Origin of the sequence: Pseudoalteromonas xiamenensis, assembly GCF_030994125.1 — a bacterium.
GTDB classification, from domain to species: Bacteria; Pseudomonadota; Gammaproteobacteria; order Enterobacterales; family Alteromonadaceae; genus Pseudoalteromonas; species Pseudoalteromonas xiamenensis_B.
On the sequence record NZ_CP099917.1, the window covers coordinates 1,903,632 to 1,920,484 of the forward strand.

14 protein-coding genes and 1 riboswitch are annotated in these 16,853 nt (G+C 44.7%); of the genes, 7 read left to right on the forward strand and 7 right to left on the reverse strand.

Features of this window, described 5'->3' with window-relative positions; all coding sequences use genetic code 11:
- Position 1 precedes the first annotated feature (1 nt).
- Together NI389_RS08825 and msrA are read left to right on the forward strand one after the other, a co-directional pair.
- Positions 2–3,094, forward strand: a complete 3,093-nt coding sequence (locus tag NI389_RS08825; protein WP_308359334.1) for an efflux RND transporter permease subunit — start codon at positions 2–4, stop codon at positions 3,092–3,094.
- Between the two features lie 13 nt (positions 3,095–3,107).
- Positions 3,108–3,632 carry a peptide-methionine (S)-S-oxide reductase MsrA gene (msrA, locus tag NI389_RS08830; RefSeq protein ID WP_308359335.1) on the forward strand — a complete coding sequence of 175 codons (525 nt, stop codon included), beginning with the start codon at positions 3,108–3,110 and terminating at the stop codon, positions 3,630–3,632.
- A 60-nt stretch (positions 3,633–3,692) separates the two neighbouring features.
- Here the strand turns inward: msrA and NI389_RS08835 are convergent, their stop codons facing one another.
- Together NI389_RS08835 and NI389_RS08840 are read right to left on the reverse strand one after the other, a co-directional pair.
- A complete protein-coding gene (locus tag NI389_RS08835; protein WP_308359337.1) occupies positions 3,693–5,513 on the reverse strand; it encodes a TonB-dependent receptor domain-containing protein in 1,821 nt (606 codons plus the stop codon).
- 35 nt (positions 5,514–5,548) lie between these two features.
- A riboswitch (cobalamin riboswitch) is annotated at positions 5,549–5,719 on the reverse strand.
- A gap of 104 nt (positions 5,720–5,823) precedes the next feature.
- Entirely contained in the window at positions 5,824–6,306 is a 483-nt protein-coding gene (locus tag NI389_RS08840) for a YajQ family cyclic di-GMP-binding protein (protein WP_208841720.1), read from the reverse strand.
- A gap of 192 nt (positions 6,307–6,498) precedes the next feature.
- On the opposite strand from NI389_RS08840, the gene NI389_RS08845 reads away from it, so the two are divergent.
- Genes NI389_RS08845 through NI389_RS08855 form a run of 3 tightly spaced genes read left to right on the forward strand, consistent with a single transcriptional unit; the run spans position 6,499 to position 7,734 of the window.
- A complete protein-coding gene (locus tag NI389_RS08845) occupies positions 6,499–6,846 on the forward strand; it encodes a VanZ family protein (protein ID WP_308359340.1) in 348 nt (115 codons plus the stop codon).
- Positions 6,812–7,282, forward strand: coding sequence for a ketopantoate reductase family protein (locus NI389_RS08850; protein ID WP_308359342.1), 471 nt, complete (start codon positions 6,812–6,814; stop codon positions 7,280–7,282). The genes NI389_RS08845 and NI389_RS08850 overlap by 35 nt, the downstream gene beginning before the upstream one ends.
- Before the next feature lie 38 nt (positions 7,283–7,320).
- Positions 7,321–7,734 (forward strand): ketopantoate reductase family protein, encoded by a 414-nt coding sequence (locus NI389_RS08855; RefSeq protein ID WP_308359343.1) that lies wholly within the window; start codon positions 7,321–7,323, stop codon positions 7,732–7,734.
- 12 nt (positions 7,735–7,746) lie between these two features.
- Here the strand turns inward: NI389_RS08855 and thiI are convergent, their stop codons facing one another.
- The 3 genes from thiI to NI389_RS08870 form a co-directional block, all read right to left on the reverse strand.
- Positions 7,747–9,210 carry a tRNA uracil 4-sulfurtransferase ThiI gene (gene thiI, locus NI389_RS08860; RefSeq protein ID WP_308359345.1) on the reverse strand — a complete coding sequence of 488 codons (1,464 nt, stop codon included), beginning with the start codon at positions 9,208–9,210 and terminating at the stop codon, positions 7,747–7,749.
- 157 nt (positions 9,211–9,367) lie between these two features.
- On the reverse strand, positions 9,368–10,024 hold the full coding sequence (locus NI389_RS08865) for a TetR/AcrR family transcriptional regulator (protein ID WP_208841724.1): 657 nt from the start codon (positions 10,022–10,024) through the stop codon (positions 9,368–9,370).
- A 61-nt stretch (positions 10,025–10,085) separates the two neighbouring features.
- Positions 10,086–10,295 (reverse strand): hypothetical protein, encoded by a 210-nt coding sequence (locus NI389_RS08870; protein ID WP_308359348.1) that lies wholly within the window; start codon positions 10,293–10,295, stop codon positions 10,086–10,088.
- Between the two features lie 174 nt (positions 10,296–10,469).
- Between NI389_RS08870 and coaD the strand changes: the two genes are divergently transcribed.
- On the forward strand, positions 10,470–10,952 hold the full coding sequence (coaD, locus tag NI389_RS08875; protein ID WP_208841726.1) for a pantetheine-phosphate adenylyltransferase: 483 nt from the start codon (positions 10,470–10,472) through the stop codon (positions 10,950–10,952).
- Positions 10,949–12,319: a capsule assembly Wzi family protein gene (locus tag NI389_RS08880; RefSeq protein WP_308359350.1), complete on the forward strand. Its 1,371-nt coding sequence runs from the start codon at positions 10,949–10,951 to the stop codon at positions 12,317–12,319. The genes coaD and NI389_RS08880 overlap by 4 nt, the downstream gene beginning before the upstream one ends.
- Positions 12,320–12,360: 41 nt before the next feature.
- Here the strand turns inward: NI389_RS08880 and NI389_RS08885 are convergent, their stop codons facing one another.
- Complete coding sequence (locus NI389_RS08885; protein WP_308359352.1) at positions 12,361–14,562, reverse strand: YgiQ family radical SAM protein; 2,202 nt, start codon at positions 14,560–14,562, stop codon at positions 12,361–12,363.
- Between the two features lie 86 nt (positions 14,563–14,648).
- Positions 14,649–16,853 (reverse strand): bifunctional diguanylate cyclase/phosphodiesterase, encoded by a 2,205-nt coding sequence (locus tag NI389_RS08890; RefSeq protein ID WP_308359353.1) that lies wholly within the window; start codon positions 16,851–16,853, stop codon positions 14,649–14,651.

Sequence of the window (16,853 nt, forward strand, 5' to 3'; positions counted from 1 at the left end):
CGTGAAAATAACAGATACCGCCGTCAAACGCCCCGTCTTCGCCATTGTAATCAATCTCTTGTTGCTCACATTTGGTTTAGTTGCCTTTACCATGTTACCACTTCGAGAATATCCAGATATTGATACCCCTATTGTCAGTGTGAGTACCGACTACCCAGGTGCCAGTGCTGAAGTGGTTGAAACCAAAATCACCCAAATTCTTGAAAACCGTATTTCCGGTATTGAAGGCATTAAAAGCATCACCTCATCAAGTCGCAATGGCAGTTCGAACATTACGATTGAGTTTACAATTGACCGTGATATCGATGCCGCCGCCAACGATGTGCGCGAACGTGTCTCTCGCGCTCAAGACAGATTGCCGGATCAAGTCAGACCACCAGAAGTTTCAAAATCAAACAGCGATGAAAGTCCCATTGCGTGGTTTGTGCTAAACAGCCAAACCATGGACTCTCTGCAACTGTCGGACTACGCACAGCGCTACATCGTTGATCGCTTAGCCGTGGTCGATGGTGTCTCTAACGTTCGCATCGGTGGTGAACGCCAATATGCCATGAAAATCTGGCTGGATAGAAAAGCAATGGCCGCACGTGGTATTACGAGTAACGACATTGAACAAGTGTTACGTAATGAGAACGTTGAACTTCCAGCTGGCGAAATTGAATCGCTCGACCGAGATTTTGCTGTTCGTATTTCGAGAAGCTATAAATCACAAACTGATTTCCATAACTTGGTTATCAAACGGGGTGACCAAGGCTATTTAGTGCGATTAGGTGAAGTTGCAAAAGTCAGCTTAGAAGCCGCTGACGACGAGAGCCTTTTCCGTGGTAATGGCCGAAATATGATAGGTCTTGGCATTGTAAAACAGGCCAAAGCAAACACCTTAGAGGTGGTCGATAACGCCCGCGCAGAACTGGCCAAAATTAAGCGTAACCTGCCTGAAGGTACAACTATCGAAGACAGCTACGATTCGTCTATTTTCATACGTGAATCTATCCATGAAGTTTATCGTACGCTCGCCATTGCAATGGCACTTGTCGTCATGGTTATTTATCTCTTTTTAGGAAGTGTTCGCGCAACGCTCATTCCTGCGGTCACCGTTCCAGTTGCCTTGGTAGCAACGTTTATGTTCTTGTTAGCCATGGGATACTCAATCAACTTGCTGACCTTGCTCGCGCTCGTTTTAGCCATTGGCTTGGTGGTAGACGATGCAATAGTTATGCTGGAAAACATCCATCGCCGCATTGAAATGGGCGAGCCTCCGCTGCTTGCCTCGTACCGTGGTGCCCGTGAGGTTGGCTTTGCGGTTATTGCAACGACGTTGGTGTTAGTGGCCGTATTCGTTCCCCTTGTTTTCATGGAAGGTCGAATTGGTGCTCTCTTTACTGAATTCGCGATGGCGGTCAGTGCTGCGGTGATTTTCTCGAGTGTCACGGCGCTGACGCTTTCCCCTGCTCTTTGCTCTAAAATCCTGAAAAACCATCAGAACGACAGCGCGTTTAGCCGTTGGATGGACAGACAATTTGGTCGAATCGAGCAAGGCTATGAGCGCATTTTACACAATAACATTCAGAGCAAACTGGGGCTTTTTGGTGTCTTGGCGTTAGCCGCGCTCGCAAGTTATCAATTGTTTAAACTCACACCATCCGAACTTACACCGAAAGAAGATCGTGGCACTTTTTTCATTATGATGAACGGTCCTGAAGGTGCGTCTTATGAAAACAATGCGGCGAACATGGCGGAAATCGAACAGCGCTTAATGCCTTACCTAGAACAAGGTGAGCTTAGTCGAGTGTTAGTGCGAGTGCCGGGCTGGGGTGGACAAGGCGGCGTTGCAATTGTCGGCATGCCGGATTGGGATGAACGTAAGCGCTCAACTTGGCAAGTCATGGATGAAATCAGTGGCAAAATGACCGAAGTCACCGACGTTCGTGCTTTTGCGATTATGCGCCGAGGCATTGGTGGTGGCGGCAATTCTCGCCCCGTTGAATTTGTGCTCCAAGGAAACGACTACAGCGAACTGGCGCAATGGCGCGATCGCATTATCGCTAAAGCACAGAAAAATCCGGGCTTGGTGCGTATCGACCACGATTACAAAGAAACCTTCCCACAATTTTTAGTCAGTATCGATAAAGCTAAAGCGGCCGATCTCGGTGTTTCCGTAAACGATGTGGGCAAAACACTTGAAACCATGTTAGGGCAACGCCGAGTAACGACCTTTATTGATCGCGGTGAAGAATATGACGTTATTCTAAAAGGGGAAAAAGCCGATTTTTCATCGCCGTCGGATATCGCCAATATCTACGTGAAGTCGCGTACTGGTACACTTGTTCCGCTGGACAGTTTAGTAACGTTAACGGAGCAAGCGACCGCTGCCCGACTAAACCGTTACAACCGCATGCGCGCCATCACTATCTCCGCCAACTTGGCTGATAATTACACGCTCGAAGAAGCACTTAACTTCCTTAACCAAGTCGCTGCTGAAGAAAACAAAAACGACGGTGCAATCGACTACAAAGGCGAATCTCAATTGTTTTACGAGGGTGCCTCAGCAATGACATATGTCTTTATTCTCGCCCTCACGGTCACTTTCTTAGTATTAGCGGCACAGTTTGAAAGTTTTGTGCATCCGTTTGTGATCATGTTGACCGTACCCCTTGGTTTGGTTGGCGCGATGTTTGGACTATTTATCACCGACAATACCATCAATATTTATAGCCAAATCGGTATTGTAATGTTGATAGGTTTAAGCGCCAAAAATGGCATTCTTATCGTTGAATTCTCCAACCAATTGCGTGACCGTGGTGTAGAATTTAAAGAAGCGGTGATCCGTGCCTCAAAGCAACGTTTACGTCCAATAATCATGACCTCGTTAACGACGGTTATGAGTGCAATTCCGCTGGTATTGGCAACAGGTCCTGGTGCAGAGAGTCGTGCGGTTATCGGGGTCGTGGTTTTCGCAGGGGTCAGCGTTGCGACATTACTTACGCTATTTGTCGTCCCAACCGCTTATCTTGCGCTCGCGCGAAGAACACAATCGCCTGAGTTCCTTGCAAAACGACTCGACGAGCAAAATACCCAACATCCTCTGAAGTAAGGAGAAAGTTAAGATGCAAGTTGCAACGTTTGGCGGTGGTTGTTTTTGGTGTATTGACGCGGCCTTTCGCCGTGTCAATGGGGTTTCACACGTTGAATCCGGCTACATGGGCGGGCACATCGACAACCCGACCTATCGCGCAGTTTGTTCTGGTTTAACGGGCCATGCCGAAGTGGTACAAATCACGTTTGATGAACGTGTTGTGTCATTCGAAACACTGTTGGAGATGCTGTTTGTATTGCATGACCCAACCCAACTCAATCGTCAGGGCAACGATGTTGGTACACAATATCGAAGTGTGGTGTTTTATCACACCAATGAACAGAAATCACAAACCCAACAATTCATTGAACGAGTTGTGCCGCATTTCTCAGAACTCATTGTTACTGAAGTGAGCGAAGCAAGCGTCTTTTACTCGGCGGAAACTTACCATCAAGACTATTACAATTTGAATCCCGAACAAGGATATTGCAGTGTGCTTATTGCACCTAAACTAGCGAAGTTTTCGCAGCATTTTGCAGAGTTGCTCAACGACTAATTGCATAAAGAAAGAGGCACTCGGGTTGCCTCTTTCTTTTCTTCTCAAGCTAAAACCGATTTAGAATTTTGCATGTAAATTCAGGTAGAATCGACGCTCAGCCGTGTTGTAATAAAACACGCTACTGTCAGCAACACCCGCATCTACCGCGTTGTAGTCCCTATCAAACACGTTTTCGATACGCGCGATCAACGAAACTTCATCCGTAAATGTGTAGTTTGCAACTAAGTTAAAAAGCGTATACGACGGTAACGGTGTGTACTTACCTAAACGGTCACTGCGATATTGCACTTCTGTCGCAACTTCCAACGCATCAAATTGTTCAGCTACACGCCAGTTCAATGTGTTTTTGGACACGTAGGTCAGTTCGCTGTTTGTTTGTTCGTCTTTTGCATCTAAGTACGTGTAGTTCCAAGATGAATCAAGTCCCAACAGAGTATGAGTGACACTCACTTCAATACCCTGATGGCGGGCTTCATTAATATTTGCAGGCTGCCATTTACCTTGAGCATTTGGAGCCCAAGCAATTTTGTTGTCGAATACGGTTTTGAAAATAGCCGTCTCAAAGCTCACGTTTTGCGTAAAGCCTTTTATACCAAGTTCTTGGTGACGTGACTTCTCAGGCTCCAGTGCTGCATTACCCGAATTTGGGAAATACAAATCGTTGAAGGTTGGCGCTTTGAAGCCGGTACTTTGTGATACATGGAGCGTCAAGTTTTTACGAATATCGTAGCCCGCCCCAATACTGTACGTTACTTCACTGCCAAACTGATCATCGGATTCACGACGCACAAATCCTTCGGCTTGGATAGCGTTCCGTGCGTATGTTGCGCCCATGAACCAAGCAGATGTCGAACGGGAATTTAAGTCATAAATTGTAGAACTGCCCGAAACATCTTCTTTATTGTGCGTAAAGCCTGCTAATGCGGTCACAGAATCCAGTGCAAACCACGTTACTTTCGCTTCTTTCGTGGTTCGTGTGGTATCAAAAGTGCTAACAAACCCTTCGCTTATATCGTCCGATTCATCTGATGCGCGACTGATATCCAACGCGAGGCTGACATTATCAATGCGTTTATTCCAACCCAATGACAGCAAATCATTTTTGAATTCACTACGGTAATCGGTTGCGTTAATACCACCCCACGCACTGTCATAATCGACTTCACCTTGGTTATGTTGAATTTTCGCCGATACCTGACCTAAGCCTTCGTCTTGGTATGACGCTGCAAGCCCAACATTGACATTGTGGTAGCCATCATTATCAAATTGGAGCGTCTGCATTACATCAAAACCGTCGGTTTTCTCAAAACTCGCATTAAGGTTAAGATCCCAGCCACCTTTTTGTGTACCAGCAGCCAGTTCAGCAACGTGATAACTGTCCGAGCCAACTCCGACTGTAATTTCTGTCGCGGTTGTTTGGCGTGTAATGATATTAATCACACCCGCTAATGCATCCGAGCCATACACAGCGGCACGAGAGCCTTTGACCACCTCAATTCTTTCGATGCTACTAAGCGCAATATTGGCTATTGATTTGTAACCGAGCGTTGCGGAACCGACGCGCACACCGTCGATAAGTACGAGTGTGTGACGTGTGTTCGAGCCGCGAAGTGACAACCCAGTATTTTGACCAAGTCCACCATTACGATTAATTTGGAAACCAGCTTGTTGTGACAGCAATGCTGCAACATCATTCACACCGCTTTTTTCAATATCAGCGCGCTCGATAACAATCACAGAAGCCGCTACATCCGCGACTTTTTGCTCTAATTTATTTGCTGTAACCGTTATGCGCTCAACATTGTTTGCTAGAGACGATGTGGAATAAAGTGACGAAGACGCAGCAATTGCAACGCCAAGCAATGATAGTTTGTACATGATGTCCCCTGACCTGCGCCCACCGCACAAGTTGTAAGTAAGAAAGCTCCAAGGCCGGTCTCCGGACTTACACAACTGTGTTTACCGTTGCGGGGGCAGTGTTGGATTAGGCTTGCATCTTGCGAACCGCACCAAGCTTCCCGATTATCTTGCCAGTCTGTTGTCCAAAACAACGACTATCAAGCACCTTGAAAAGAGGCGCTATTGTCCAAATTTGGCAGTCAAATGTCAATGGACGTCTAGAAAGCCAAGAAGAGAAGAAACATAAAGTGATGCAGGAAGCAGCGGACACTGCTTCCGATGGACAGAATTAATCGCGGAAGTTTTTGAACTGGAATGGTTGGCCGAGTTCTGCACCACGGATGAGTTGCATCACTTCTTGAAGATCGTCACGGTTTTTACCCGTTACACGTACTTCTTCGCCCTGAACACTCGACTGCACTTTAATTTTTGATTCTTTGATAAGTTTGGTAATTTTCTTCGCCATATCCTTATCAATACCTTGTTTTAAGCCTACTTTGCGAGAAAACGTTTTGCCTGAATGCACAACGTCTTGCAACTCAAGGCATGAAACATCTAAGCCGCGCTTAGCCGCTTTGCTAACTAAAATATCAAACAGTTGCATTAATTGGTGTTCCGCTTCACCCTTTAACACGACCAGTTTGTCATCTAATTCAATCGACGCATTTACACCACGAAAATCCCAACGCGTTTCTAATTCACGAGCAGCATTATCGACAGCGTTCTTTGCTTCTGTCATTTCAATTTCTGACACGATGTCAAATGATGGCATAATTTTCTCCTAAAATTGATTACGATTAGTATACCAGCCCTCGTTATCAGAAGGAAAATTTCAGCATGATTGTGCACAAACAAAACTCAAAATAAGCACATGGAAACTCAAAGAATAGACCAGAATATTCATGTTACGTCCACCTTTCGATGATATACTCGAGGCAATAATAAAGTCGTAGTAGGAATTAACGTGACAAGGCGTGTTTACCAATTTCTTTTCTTAGCGAGTCTCATTATTTGTACCGCATTGTTCATCAAAGAGGTAAAAACGAATCTCGTACTGTTCGCACATGTCGATAAGGTTGTACATTTTGTTATCTTCCTTGGCTTGGCGTTTATCCTTCACCATGCCTTTAGACTTCCCGTGTGGCTGCATTTAGTGCTCCTTGCATTTTATGGGGCAAGTATTGAAGTGTTGCAATCCTTTGTTCCTTACCGCCAAGCCTCGTTTGCCGATTTTGTTGCCGATATGGCCGGCGCTATTGTCTATTTCGCAGGATATTATGGCTGGACAAAAGCAATCAAAAAAACACGATAAGCCTGTTTATGTGGTTGGAGCGGGCGCCGTTGGGCTGCTTTTTGCGCGCTATTGCCAACTTTTCGCTCCGGTTACCGTGGTCACTCGGTCTACCCAAACCGGTACCCCCTATTTTTATCAACATGAATTGGTCACCACACCGCTCAGTGTGAGTCATGCTCACTTTGAGCACCTACAGCGTCAGTCTATTGAACAAGTACTGATCTGTGTAAAAGCTTACCAATTGCCCGCAGCGCTTGAGCAACTTTGGCCTTACCTAAGCGACGATGCAACGATTGTAATCAGTCACAATGGCATGAGTGATTTGACCCCATGGCTTGCAAGGCTAACTCAAACGCAACAAATGTGGTTTGCAACCACGAATATGGGGGGTTTAAATCGTCCCCTGACACGGTTGTACACAAAGGGATTGGAGCAACTTGGTTGGGTAACTTAAGCCACAGCAGTCTACCCGCTCCTTCTCTGATTACCGCTATGCAAACTCACTTTCCACAGTGTGCGATACATGAAAATATCCAGCTGCTGCGCTGGCAAAAGTTACTGGTCAATGTCGCCATTAATCCGATATCAGCTCGTGAAAATGTCGATAATGGCGTATTGCGGCAACCCTTCTTTGCCAGTGAAATACTGGGGCTATTAAATGAAGCCGTATGGATAGCAAATCAAAATGGAGTAACTATTTCGCTTTCAGACGCGCTGGAATTAGCCTACCAAGTGATGCAGCAAACAGCTCAAAATCGTTCGTCCATGCGCCAAGACATTCATTTAAAAAGGGAAACAGAAATAGACGCTATTTGTGGTTTCATTTGTCGGCAAGCACAGCAAAAAGGCAAGCAAACGCCTTTCAATGCGCGTTTACTTACCCAGATACAGAAGAAAAGCGCCTGAGGCGCTTTTTAACTACTTAGACGGCTTGTACACTCGGACATTGAGATACCCTTTTTCATGTAAAATCAGGGCTTGAAGCTGACTCATTACCCCTTTCTTACAATATAAGAAGTATTCTTTATCTTGAGGCAAATCGCCAAACTGAGTAGCCAAACGGAAGAATGGCAGGTGCTTCACTTCAAAGCCTTCAATTTCCAGTGGTGAGTCGTCTTCTTCTTCAGGTGAACGAATATCAAGGACTACCGCACCTTGTGGCAATTCGCTAACTGATTCCGCTTCTTTCACTTCTTCTTTCGTGGCTTCTTCAATTTCACGAATATCCATGATGCGCGCGTTATCAACCACCGTGTTTAATACATCAAAATCGAACTTTTCTTCTTCCGCTTGCACTTTACCAATGCGGGTTTTGACGTTCGGCTTCTTCGAAATGACACCACAATATTCTGGCATTGCTTCGGCCATTTCTATCGTCCCGATTTGACGTGCGGTGCTGATGATTTCTTGCTTATCCAAGTGAATCAGCGGACGCAAAATAAGAGTTTCAGTGACTCGGTCGATTACGCTCAAGTTAGCCAATGTCTGGCTCGAAACTTGGCCAATGCTTTCTCCAGTGACCAGCGCTGGAATATTGAGACGCTCAGCGATTTTACTACCTGCACGCATCATCATACGTTTAAGTACCACGCCCATTTCGCCACTGTCGATGTTTTCTAAAATCTCGGCCACTACAGGTTCAAAATCAACCGCAATAAACTTTACGCGGTGTGTTGAGCTAAACTGTTTCCAAAGGAAATAACTAACTTGCTTTACCCCAATTTCATGCGCCGCACCACCTAGGTTAAAAAACAAGAAATGCGTGCGGGCGCCCTTCCGCATCATGTGGTACGTTGCCACACCAGAGTCAAAGCCACCTGAAATTAAGCTGAGAACATCTTCTTGCGTTGGTAATGGGAAACCACCCAAACCACGGTGAATTTCAGTCAAAAGGTAAGCTCGATTGTCTTTAATCTCGATTTTTACAGTAACGTCCGGACGCGTAAGCTTAACGCTTGCCCCTTCTACGTTTTGATTCAAGCCACCACCAACATACCGCTCGGCTTCTGTCGACGTGAAGTCATGAGTACCTTGGCGTTTAATGCGCACACAGAACGTTTTACCTGCAATGACTGGCGCGACTAAACCCAACGCGTGTTGATAGATGTCGTCTAACGTTTCGAAGATCACTTCTTTAACTTCAACAACTTGCTCAATACCTGGTACGCGCTTAAGTTCATCGATAAACGTTAGACGAGTTTGTTCATCACTCAGTTGGGTAGTAATCGTGATGTTGTCCCAATTGTTTTTTACAGCGACTTTCTCATCAAACCTGCGCAGAATGATTTTCACGTTGCGCTCAAGAATGCTCGTAAAACGCTTACGCACAGACTTACTTTTAATGACGATTTCAGGATGTAGTTTAACAATAAATTTCAACATAAAACTCACTCGAATTAAGAGGTTAGTTTACTTGTTTGCGAAAAACGAAGTAAGCTTGCGTGTGCTGAGTGAGTTCAAATGTGACGACTACAACCCGCACCAAAAACAAGGCGCGGGATTATAGCAAAAATGTCAGCAAGTAGGAAACGCTGATTTTTTACGCAATGCTCGGTAATGATTCGTCTGCTAGCGTTTGATAATGCGCTTGCAGTTGGGCAATTTTTTGCTTACTCATTTGCGTGCAATAAGGCTTGAACAACATTAACACTTTCACGATACCATTGTAGATATCTTGCTGCTCTAACACCCCTGTCAACCGTCTAGCCTTAACGTAAGGCGTCCAAAAGCTAACCGTCATTTTCAACATGTGAGCTAACTCTTTTGCATCCTCATCATCAATGGCGATCACGTCTACATCTCGCAATGCAATCACAACGGCCTTCACTTGCTCAAACAACTGAGATTGAAAAGCGATGTAGTCTTTTTTCAATTCATTATCTCTTGCCAAAATGTCGGTCAGATTGTCGTAAAAGAAATGGTATCGCCACATCAAATCAAATAAGGAATCCAAGTATAACGTTAGCTGCTCTAACGCATTTTCTCCAAGACTTAGAGGTTTAAAATGCGTATTAAGGTGTTCGCTGTATAAGGAAAAAATATGACGAATGATGTCTTCTTTGTTTTTGAAGTGATAATACAAATTGCCAGGACTTATTCCTAAATTCGCTGCAATGTGATTTGTCGTCACGGCACGCTCACCATTTAGGTTAAACATGGCAATACTAGTTCGAATAATTTTTTCCTTGGTATTCATTTCCTAGTCCCATTGAAGTGCAAATAAACAATGCTGTTTTAAATGTTTCGCCATAGAACGCTTAATCAAATGACTCAACAATTTTCAGTAGCCATGTGCGAATTCTAACCGCGGGTAATATATTGCCACGCAACAGAGATCCACGAATAAGTGTCGCTACAATGACCAACAACTTGGCCGCAGTATAGCCAATTCCAAAGGTGATACCTAGGGTAACTTTACCAAATGGGGATGAATTTTGTTCAAACACCATGATTATAGAAAATTCCATGCTTAATCACGGTTTGGAATTCGATATCGTGCAATCCCCACTTCTACTCTCTATCAACCTAGTCACGTGAGACAGATTGGTCTTTTAACGGAAACAGTTTCACACAGAGTAACTGCTGTTATTCCAATAAAAGCTTGTTAATATATCAACAATTTGAATTTCGATGATACGACAATGAATGTAGTTGCACTTTACCCTGGTACGTTTGATCCGTTAACAAATGGGCATATGGACTTAATACAACGTGCCGCAAAAATGTTTCATACCGTTATTTTGGCGATTGCACACAACCCAAATAAGAAACCCTGTTTCACGTTGGACGAAAGAGTAGCATTAGCAAGCGAAATTACACGTGATCTGAAGAATGTAAAAGTCATTGGTTTTACAGGGTTATTGGTTGATTTAGCGAAACAACAAAATGCAAATGTGCTGATCAGAGGCATTCGAGCCGTGTCTGATTTCGACTATGAATTTCAACTTGCCAACATGAATCGACGTTTAAACCCCGATTTGGAAAGCGTGTTTTTAACACCATCAGAAAAAAACTCATTCATCTCATCGACCTTAGTTAAAGAAGTGGCGCTTCACCATGGTGACGTTAGCCAATTTGTCCACCCACTCGTTTCAAAAGCATTACAGGAAAAACTCCACGGATGAAAAAGCGTCTGCTTTGTCTGAGTCTTGCATTAGTAAGCCAAGGTTCCCTAGCGTCACCTTGGATTGATGCAGGTGATACTCAACTAAAAAACTCTATCGATTTACTTGTCAGCTACGGTGTTATTCATCACCCAGTAAATCAATACCCTTTAATGTGGCAAGGTATTGCGTCTGATCTGGTTGATATTGATAAAGCCACACTTCCACACGAAGTGATGTTTGCCCTACAACACGTTGAACATTCTCTGCGTGTCGCAAAGTTGAAGCGTGACTCTGGAATTCGAGCCTACTATTCCAGTGATGCAAAATTGACACAAGGTTTCGCTCCACGCGACAAAGCAAAAGCGGGTTTGGACACTTACGGTTTAATGACGAGTGAAAAAGTCAGTGCCAAAGTGCAAGTGAACTATCAGCGTGATGGACTAGATGGCAAATCAACGAATTACGATGGCAGCCATTTAGCGGTTTTATTTGATAACTGGGCGATAAGTGCAGAGCGCTTAGCTTACTGGTGGGGCCCAAGCAATGACAACGCACAGTTGTTGTCAAACCATGCTCCACCAATGACAGGACTTCGCCTAACTCGCGCTAGTTCGCAACTTGGTCCGTCATTTTTATCCTTTTTAGGCCCTTGGCAAATGACGGCGATTGCTGCAAAACAGCGCCCTAGTCAACCAATAGCTAACGTAAAAAAGAATCCTTCATCTAACTTGTGGGCTTTGCGATTTGCCGCCACCCCTCTACCAGGCTTGGAAATCGCCACCAGCACATTGAGCAGTGAATTCGTTTTTGAATATGACCGAACGTTGGAACGAGAAACCCCGAAAAAGCAAACGCTACAAAGTTTCGATGTTAAATATTCAACGCTAGCAGGCCAAATTCCATTTAGCGTTTATGGGGAATGGATGGGCCACAACCAATCCGGCTTAACACCCATTTCTCCTACATTTACGGCAGGTATTGAAACGTTCACTGCAACCGAGTCAAGTCGCAGCAAATACTATATTGAATACACGGACAATGAACAAACTTGTACTGAAAGTCGCGTATTGGTGGGTTGTGATTTAGAAATCGTTCCTAAAAACCAGTTTACCAACCGCGATTGGTGGCTTGGCAGTGCGCTGCCACAGCAAATGTCAGGCTGGACTCTAGGTTACGAACGTTTTGAGTCGTCGGGTCAAGGTTATAGTGCAAAACTAAAAAGGCACACTAAAGAAGAAACTGATTTTTCTGAACTTGAACTGCGTTACCAACGTGGGTTGTTCAATGGATTATGGCGTGTATCTGCCAACTATATCCGCCAAGAAAATCCGCAGGACACAACGAGCGATACACGTTTTAGTAGCAGTTGGGAATATCGCTTTTAAAGCCCTTAATTAAAGAAAAAGGCGAGCTAAGCTCGCCTTTTTTATGCATTTTTTGCACGCTTCTTACCAAACGTTTCTTTGCGATTTTTATTATCGCCAACACGAGGCTTGGTATTCGCTTTTTTGAATTGAGCAAAACCTGTGTGTTTAGTTAACGCAGGCTTGCCTTTCGATGTTACCTTTGGTCGTTCATTGCGGCCTTCTTCCGGCACCAAACAATGCGGCGCTTTACCAATTAAATTCGCTTTCCCCATCGCTCGTAGTGCATCACGGATCATTGGCCACCCCGCCGGGTCGTGATAACGCAGAATCGCTTTATGTAAGCGACGTTGTCTCGCTCCTTTCGGTACAGACACGGTCTCCGTGTTGTTCTTAATGTTTCTGAGCGAGTTCATTTCGGTATGATAAATCGTCGTCGCATTTGCCATAGGTGATGGATAAAAGTTTTGTACTTGGTCCAATTTAAAGTCGTGCGATTTCAACCATAGTGCTAAATTCACCATGTCTTCATCCGTTGTCCCTGGGTGAGCCGAAATAAAATAAGGGATTAAGTACTGCTTTTTTCCTGCTTCTTTAGAATATTGCTCAAACAGCGCCTTAAACTTATCGTACGCGCCCATGCCTGGTTTCATCATCTTTGACAATGGGCCATTTTCGGTATGTTCAGGCGCTATTTTCAAATATCCACCTACGTGATGGGTCACCAACTCTTTAACATAGCGTGGATCTTCAATTGCCAAGTCATAACGCACACCCGAAGCAATCAGGATTTTCTTTATCCCTTTGACTTGACGTGCGTTTTGGTAGAGTTCAATCGTTGGCGTGTGATCCGTATCCATATGCTCACATATAGTTGGATAAACGCATGATAAACGTCGACACGTACTCTCTGCGCGCTTGTTCTTACAACGCAACCCATACATGTTGGCCGTTGGTCCGCCTAAGTCCGAAATCACCCCCGTAAAGCCAGGCACTTTGTCTCGGATCTGATTAATCTCTTCCAAAATAGACTCTTGCGAGCGGCTTTGAATAATACGACCTTCATGTTCCGTGATTGAACAGAAGCTACATCCCCCAAAGCACCCACGCATAATATTGACCGACGTTTTGATCATGTCATAAGCCGGGATCTTTGCATTACCGTATTTTGGATGAGGAACACGTTGGTATGGCAAACCAAAAACATGGTCCATTTCTTCCGTTTCTAAGGGATAAGCAGGCGGATTTACCCACACATAACGATCGCCATGACGCTGAAATAATGCACGAGCACACCCTGGATTTGTTTCTTGGTGCAAAATCCGAGAAGCATGAGCATAAAGTGGTTTATTGACGCTCACTTGCTCAAAGGCTGGCAACTTCACATAAGCTTTTTCATATGGTTTTAAGCGTGGCGGTTGTACTACGATGGGTTTTGCCGCTTCTGCTTGTAAATCGATTCCTGCCGCAGCAAATTCGGATTTGCTACAACCCACATCGTCTGCACCATAGGGATTCGGAATGGGGTCAATTTTACCAATTTTATCAATTGCGGTGGAGTCGCTACCGCGCCATTCAGGTAGCGGTGTCTTACGGATCACGGCAGTGCCACGAACGTCTTGAATTTGCTCTGGTGTTTCACCTGCCGCTAGACGATGCGCCACTTCAACAAGTGGACGTTCGGCATTTCCGTAGATTAAGATGTCTGCTTTGGCGTCAAAAATAATACTGCGACGAACCTTTTCCTGCCAGTAATCATAGTGTGCAATACGGCGTAAGCTTGCCTCAATACCCCCAATGACCAGCGGAACATCGCTGTAAGCTTCTTTACAACGTTGACTGTAAACAATAACGGCGCGATCAGGACGTTTACCACCTTCGTTGCCTGGTGTGTAGGCATCATCGTGACGTAAACGTTTTTCGGCAGTGTAGCGGTTGATCATGGAGTCCATGTTACCCGCGGTAACACCAAAAAATAGGTTTGGTTTACCAAGCTCCATGAAAGGCGTTTTTGAGGACCAATCCGGCTGCGCAAGGATACCAACACGAAAACCTTGTGCCTCCAACACACGACCAATCACCGCCATACCAAAACTTGGATGGTCGACGTACGCGTCACCAGTAACAATTATAATGTCGCAACTATCCCAACCAAGTTGTTCCATTTCTTTGCGAGATGTAGGCAAGAATGGAGCTGGGCCGTAACATTCTGCCCAAAATTTAGGATAGGAAAATAACGAACGTTCTGCTTTTAATCCGCTCATAGTCGTAGTGAAATCTTTGGCCGTGGCTAAAAAAGGAGCGAATTATACACGTCTTACTACAATAAAAATAGCGTAATCCCGCTTGTTTACTGGCTTTCGCTCTTGGTATTTTGCAAGAAATCGAATAACTCATCGCTCTTCATGGGTTTACCATACAAGAACCCCTGCACCTCATCACATCCGAGTGTTTTAAGCACCGTTGCCTGCTCTTGGGTTTCCACCCCTTCCGCAATCGTTTTTAAGCCTAAGCTTTTGCCTAAAGAGATAACCAGTGAGGCAATTGCACCACTGTCATTATCTGGAATGTCTTTAACAAACGCACGATCAATTTTAAGCCTCGCGAGCGGCAGTTTTTGTAAATAACTCAATGACGAGAAGCCGGTACCAAAGTCGTCTATAGCGACTTCCACACCGTAATTCTTGAGTTCTTTAAGTGTTTCAATAACGCCTGAGATGTCATCCATCACTACGCTTTCCGTGACTTCTAATTCAATTTTATTCGATGGGATTTTATAGGCTTCGAGCGTATCTTTAACGGATTGAGCATAATTAGGGACTTTAAACTGAGGTACCGATACGTTGACAGCCACGCTGATATTGAAACCGCGTTGAGCCAACAACCGTTGTTGCTCGCAAGCCTGCTCTAGTACCCATTGCCCAATATCGACAATGAGACCGGAATCTTCAGCCATCGGCACAAACACAGCAGGTGAAATGTAATTGCCATTACCAGAAGGCCAGCGCAAGAGCGCTTCACAGCCAATAACCTCAAGTGAATGGAAATTAAGCTGTGGCTGATACCAAACTTCCAATTTCCGATGTTCAAAATCTTGTCGAAGTTGACGAATAATCCCCAGTCGCCAAGCCATTCGCTCTTCCAAGTCTGCCGAGTAGCGTCCAACAGTGACTTTCCCCATTTTTGCTTGGTTCAATGCAATATAGGCCAATTTTAACGTCTCTAATCCTTGCTTATGAAAGTCTTGCTGTTCACACAACCCAACATGGAAATGCACTGTTAGTACGTGTTCTCCAACCGCATATGGGATTAATAAGGCGTCAAGAAACAGTTCATCATCAAACGTGGCGTTTGGTAGTAACAGGGCAAAAACATCAGCGCCGATACGCGACAGCATTTTTGCCTCCGGAAATTCGACGCGAAGACGTTCCATTACGGCGAGCAACAGCAAATTACCCACTTCCTGACCTAGCCCGTTATTGATATCGGAGAATTGTGCAATATCGACAATCGCGAAAATAAACTCGTTATGGTCCGGTTCGTACTCTTTTTCAATCATCTCAACAAAGTTGGAACGATTTGGCAATTTGGTCAGTGGATCTTTGTAAGCTACATCTCGTAATTTGTTGAACAGTCGAATGTTGTCTAAACCTACGCTCACATTCGTTAAAAATAACTCGGCAAATTGCAACTGCGCATCATTGGGACGCGCCTCTAATTCCAGGTAAATTGCCGCTGAACGCGATTTTGTTTTCAAAATAAAGGTTAAATCATGGTCGGTACGTTGATGGCACAAACAATCAAAGGCATTTTGCATCTGCAAAATAATGCGGCCATTATCGAGCTGTTCAAGTCCGGAACCCACATACTGCTGATAATCTTCACTCCCCCCAATGACTAGAATTCGTTTATCGTCACCGATCATGCCACACATAATACCTTTGGCTTCAACATCCAGAATATTCGCCAATTGATGGATCACCGCTTCACCAAACACTTGAATATCCGTGTGGCCAAGAATCGCTTTTGACGCTTCCAAAATACTCGCCAGTGACGCACTGTGAGATTCTAATTGCTGTAACTGTTCAAAAGAGCGAATCGCTGTCATTAACGACGTAACGAGTTTGCTGCGGGTTAACTCTGTTTTCGTTTTGTAGTCGTTGATGTCGTACTCACGGATCACATTTTCTTCAGGTGCAAAACCTGGCTGACCCGTTCGCAGAATAATACGAATAAACCGATTGTTTAATTGTTCGCGGACTAACCGAACGACATGAAACCCCGCATCGTCCGTTTCCATCACAACGTCGAGTAAAACAACGCAAATCGAATTCGGTTGCGAAAGGATCTCGATGGCTTCTTTGCCTGAAAACGCATCATGGAAGCGAATGCCTTTTTCCCAAAAAGTAACACCTGATAACGCGAGCTTTGTCACTGAGTGAATTTCTGGGTCATCATCCACAATAAGCACGTCCCAAAAATCCCGAATTTCAGCAACAGGGGTAGCCTCATCTTCATGATCGGCAAATAGGAAATCGGTCTCTTCTGGTGTCAT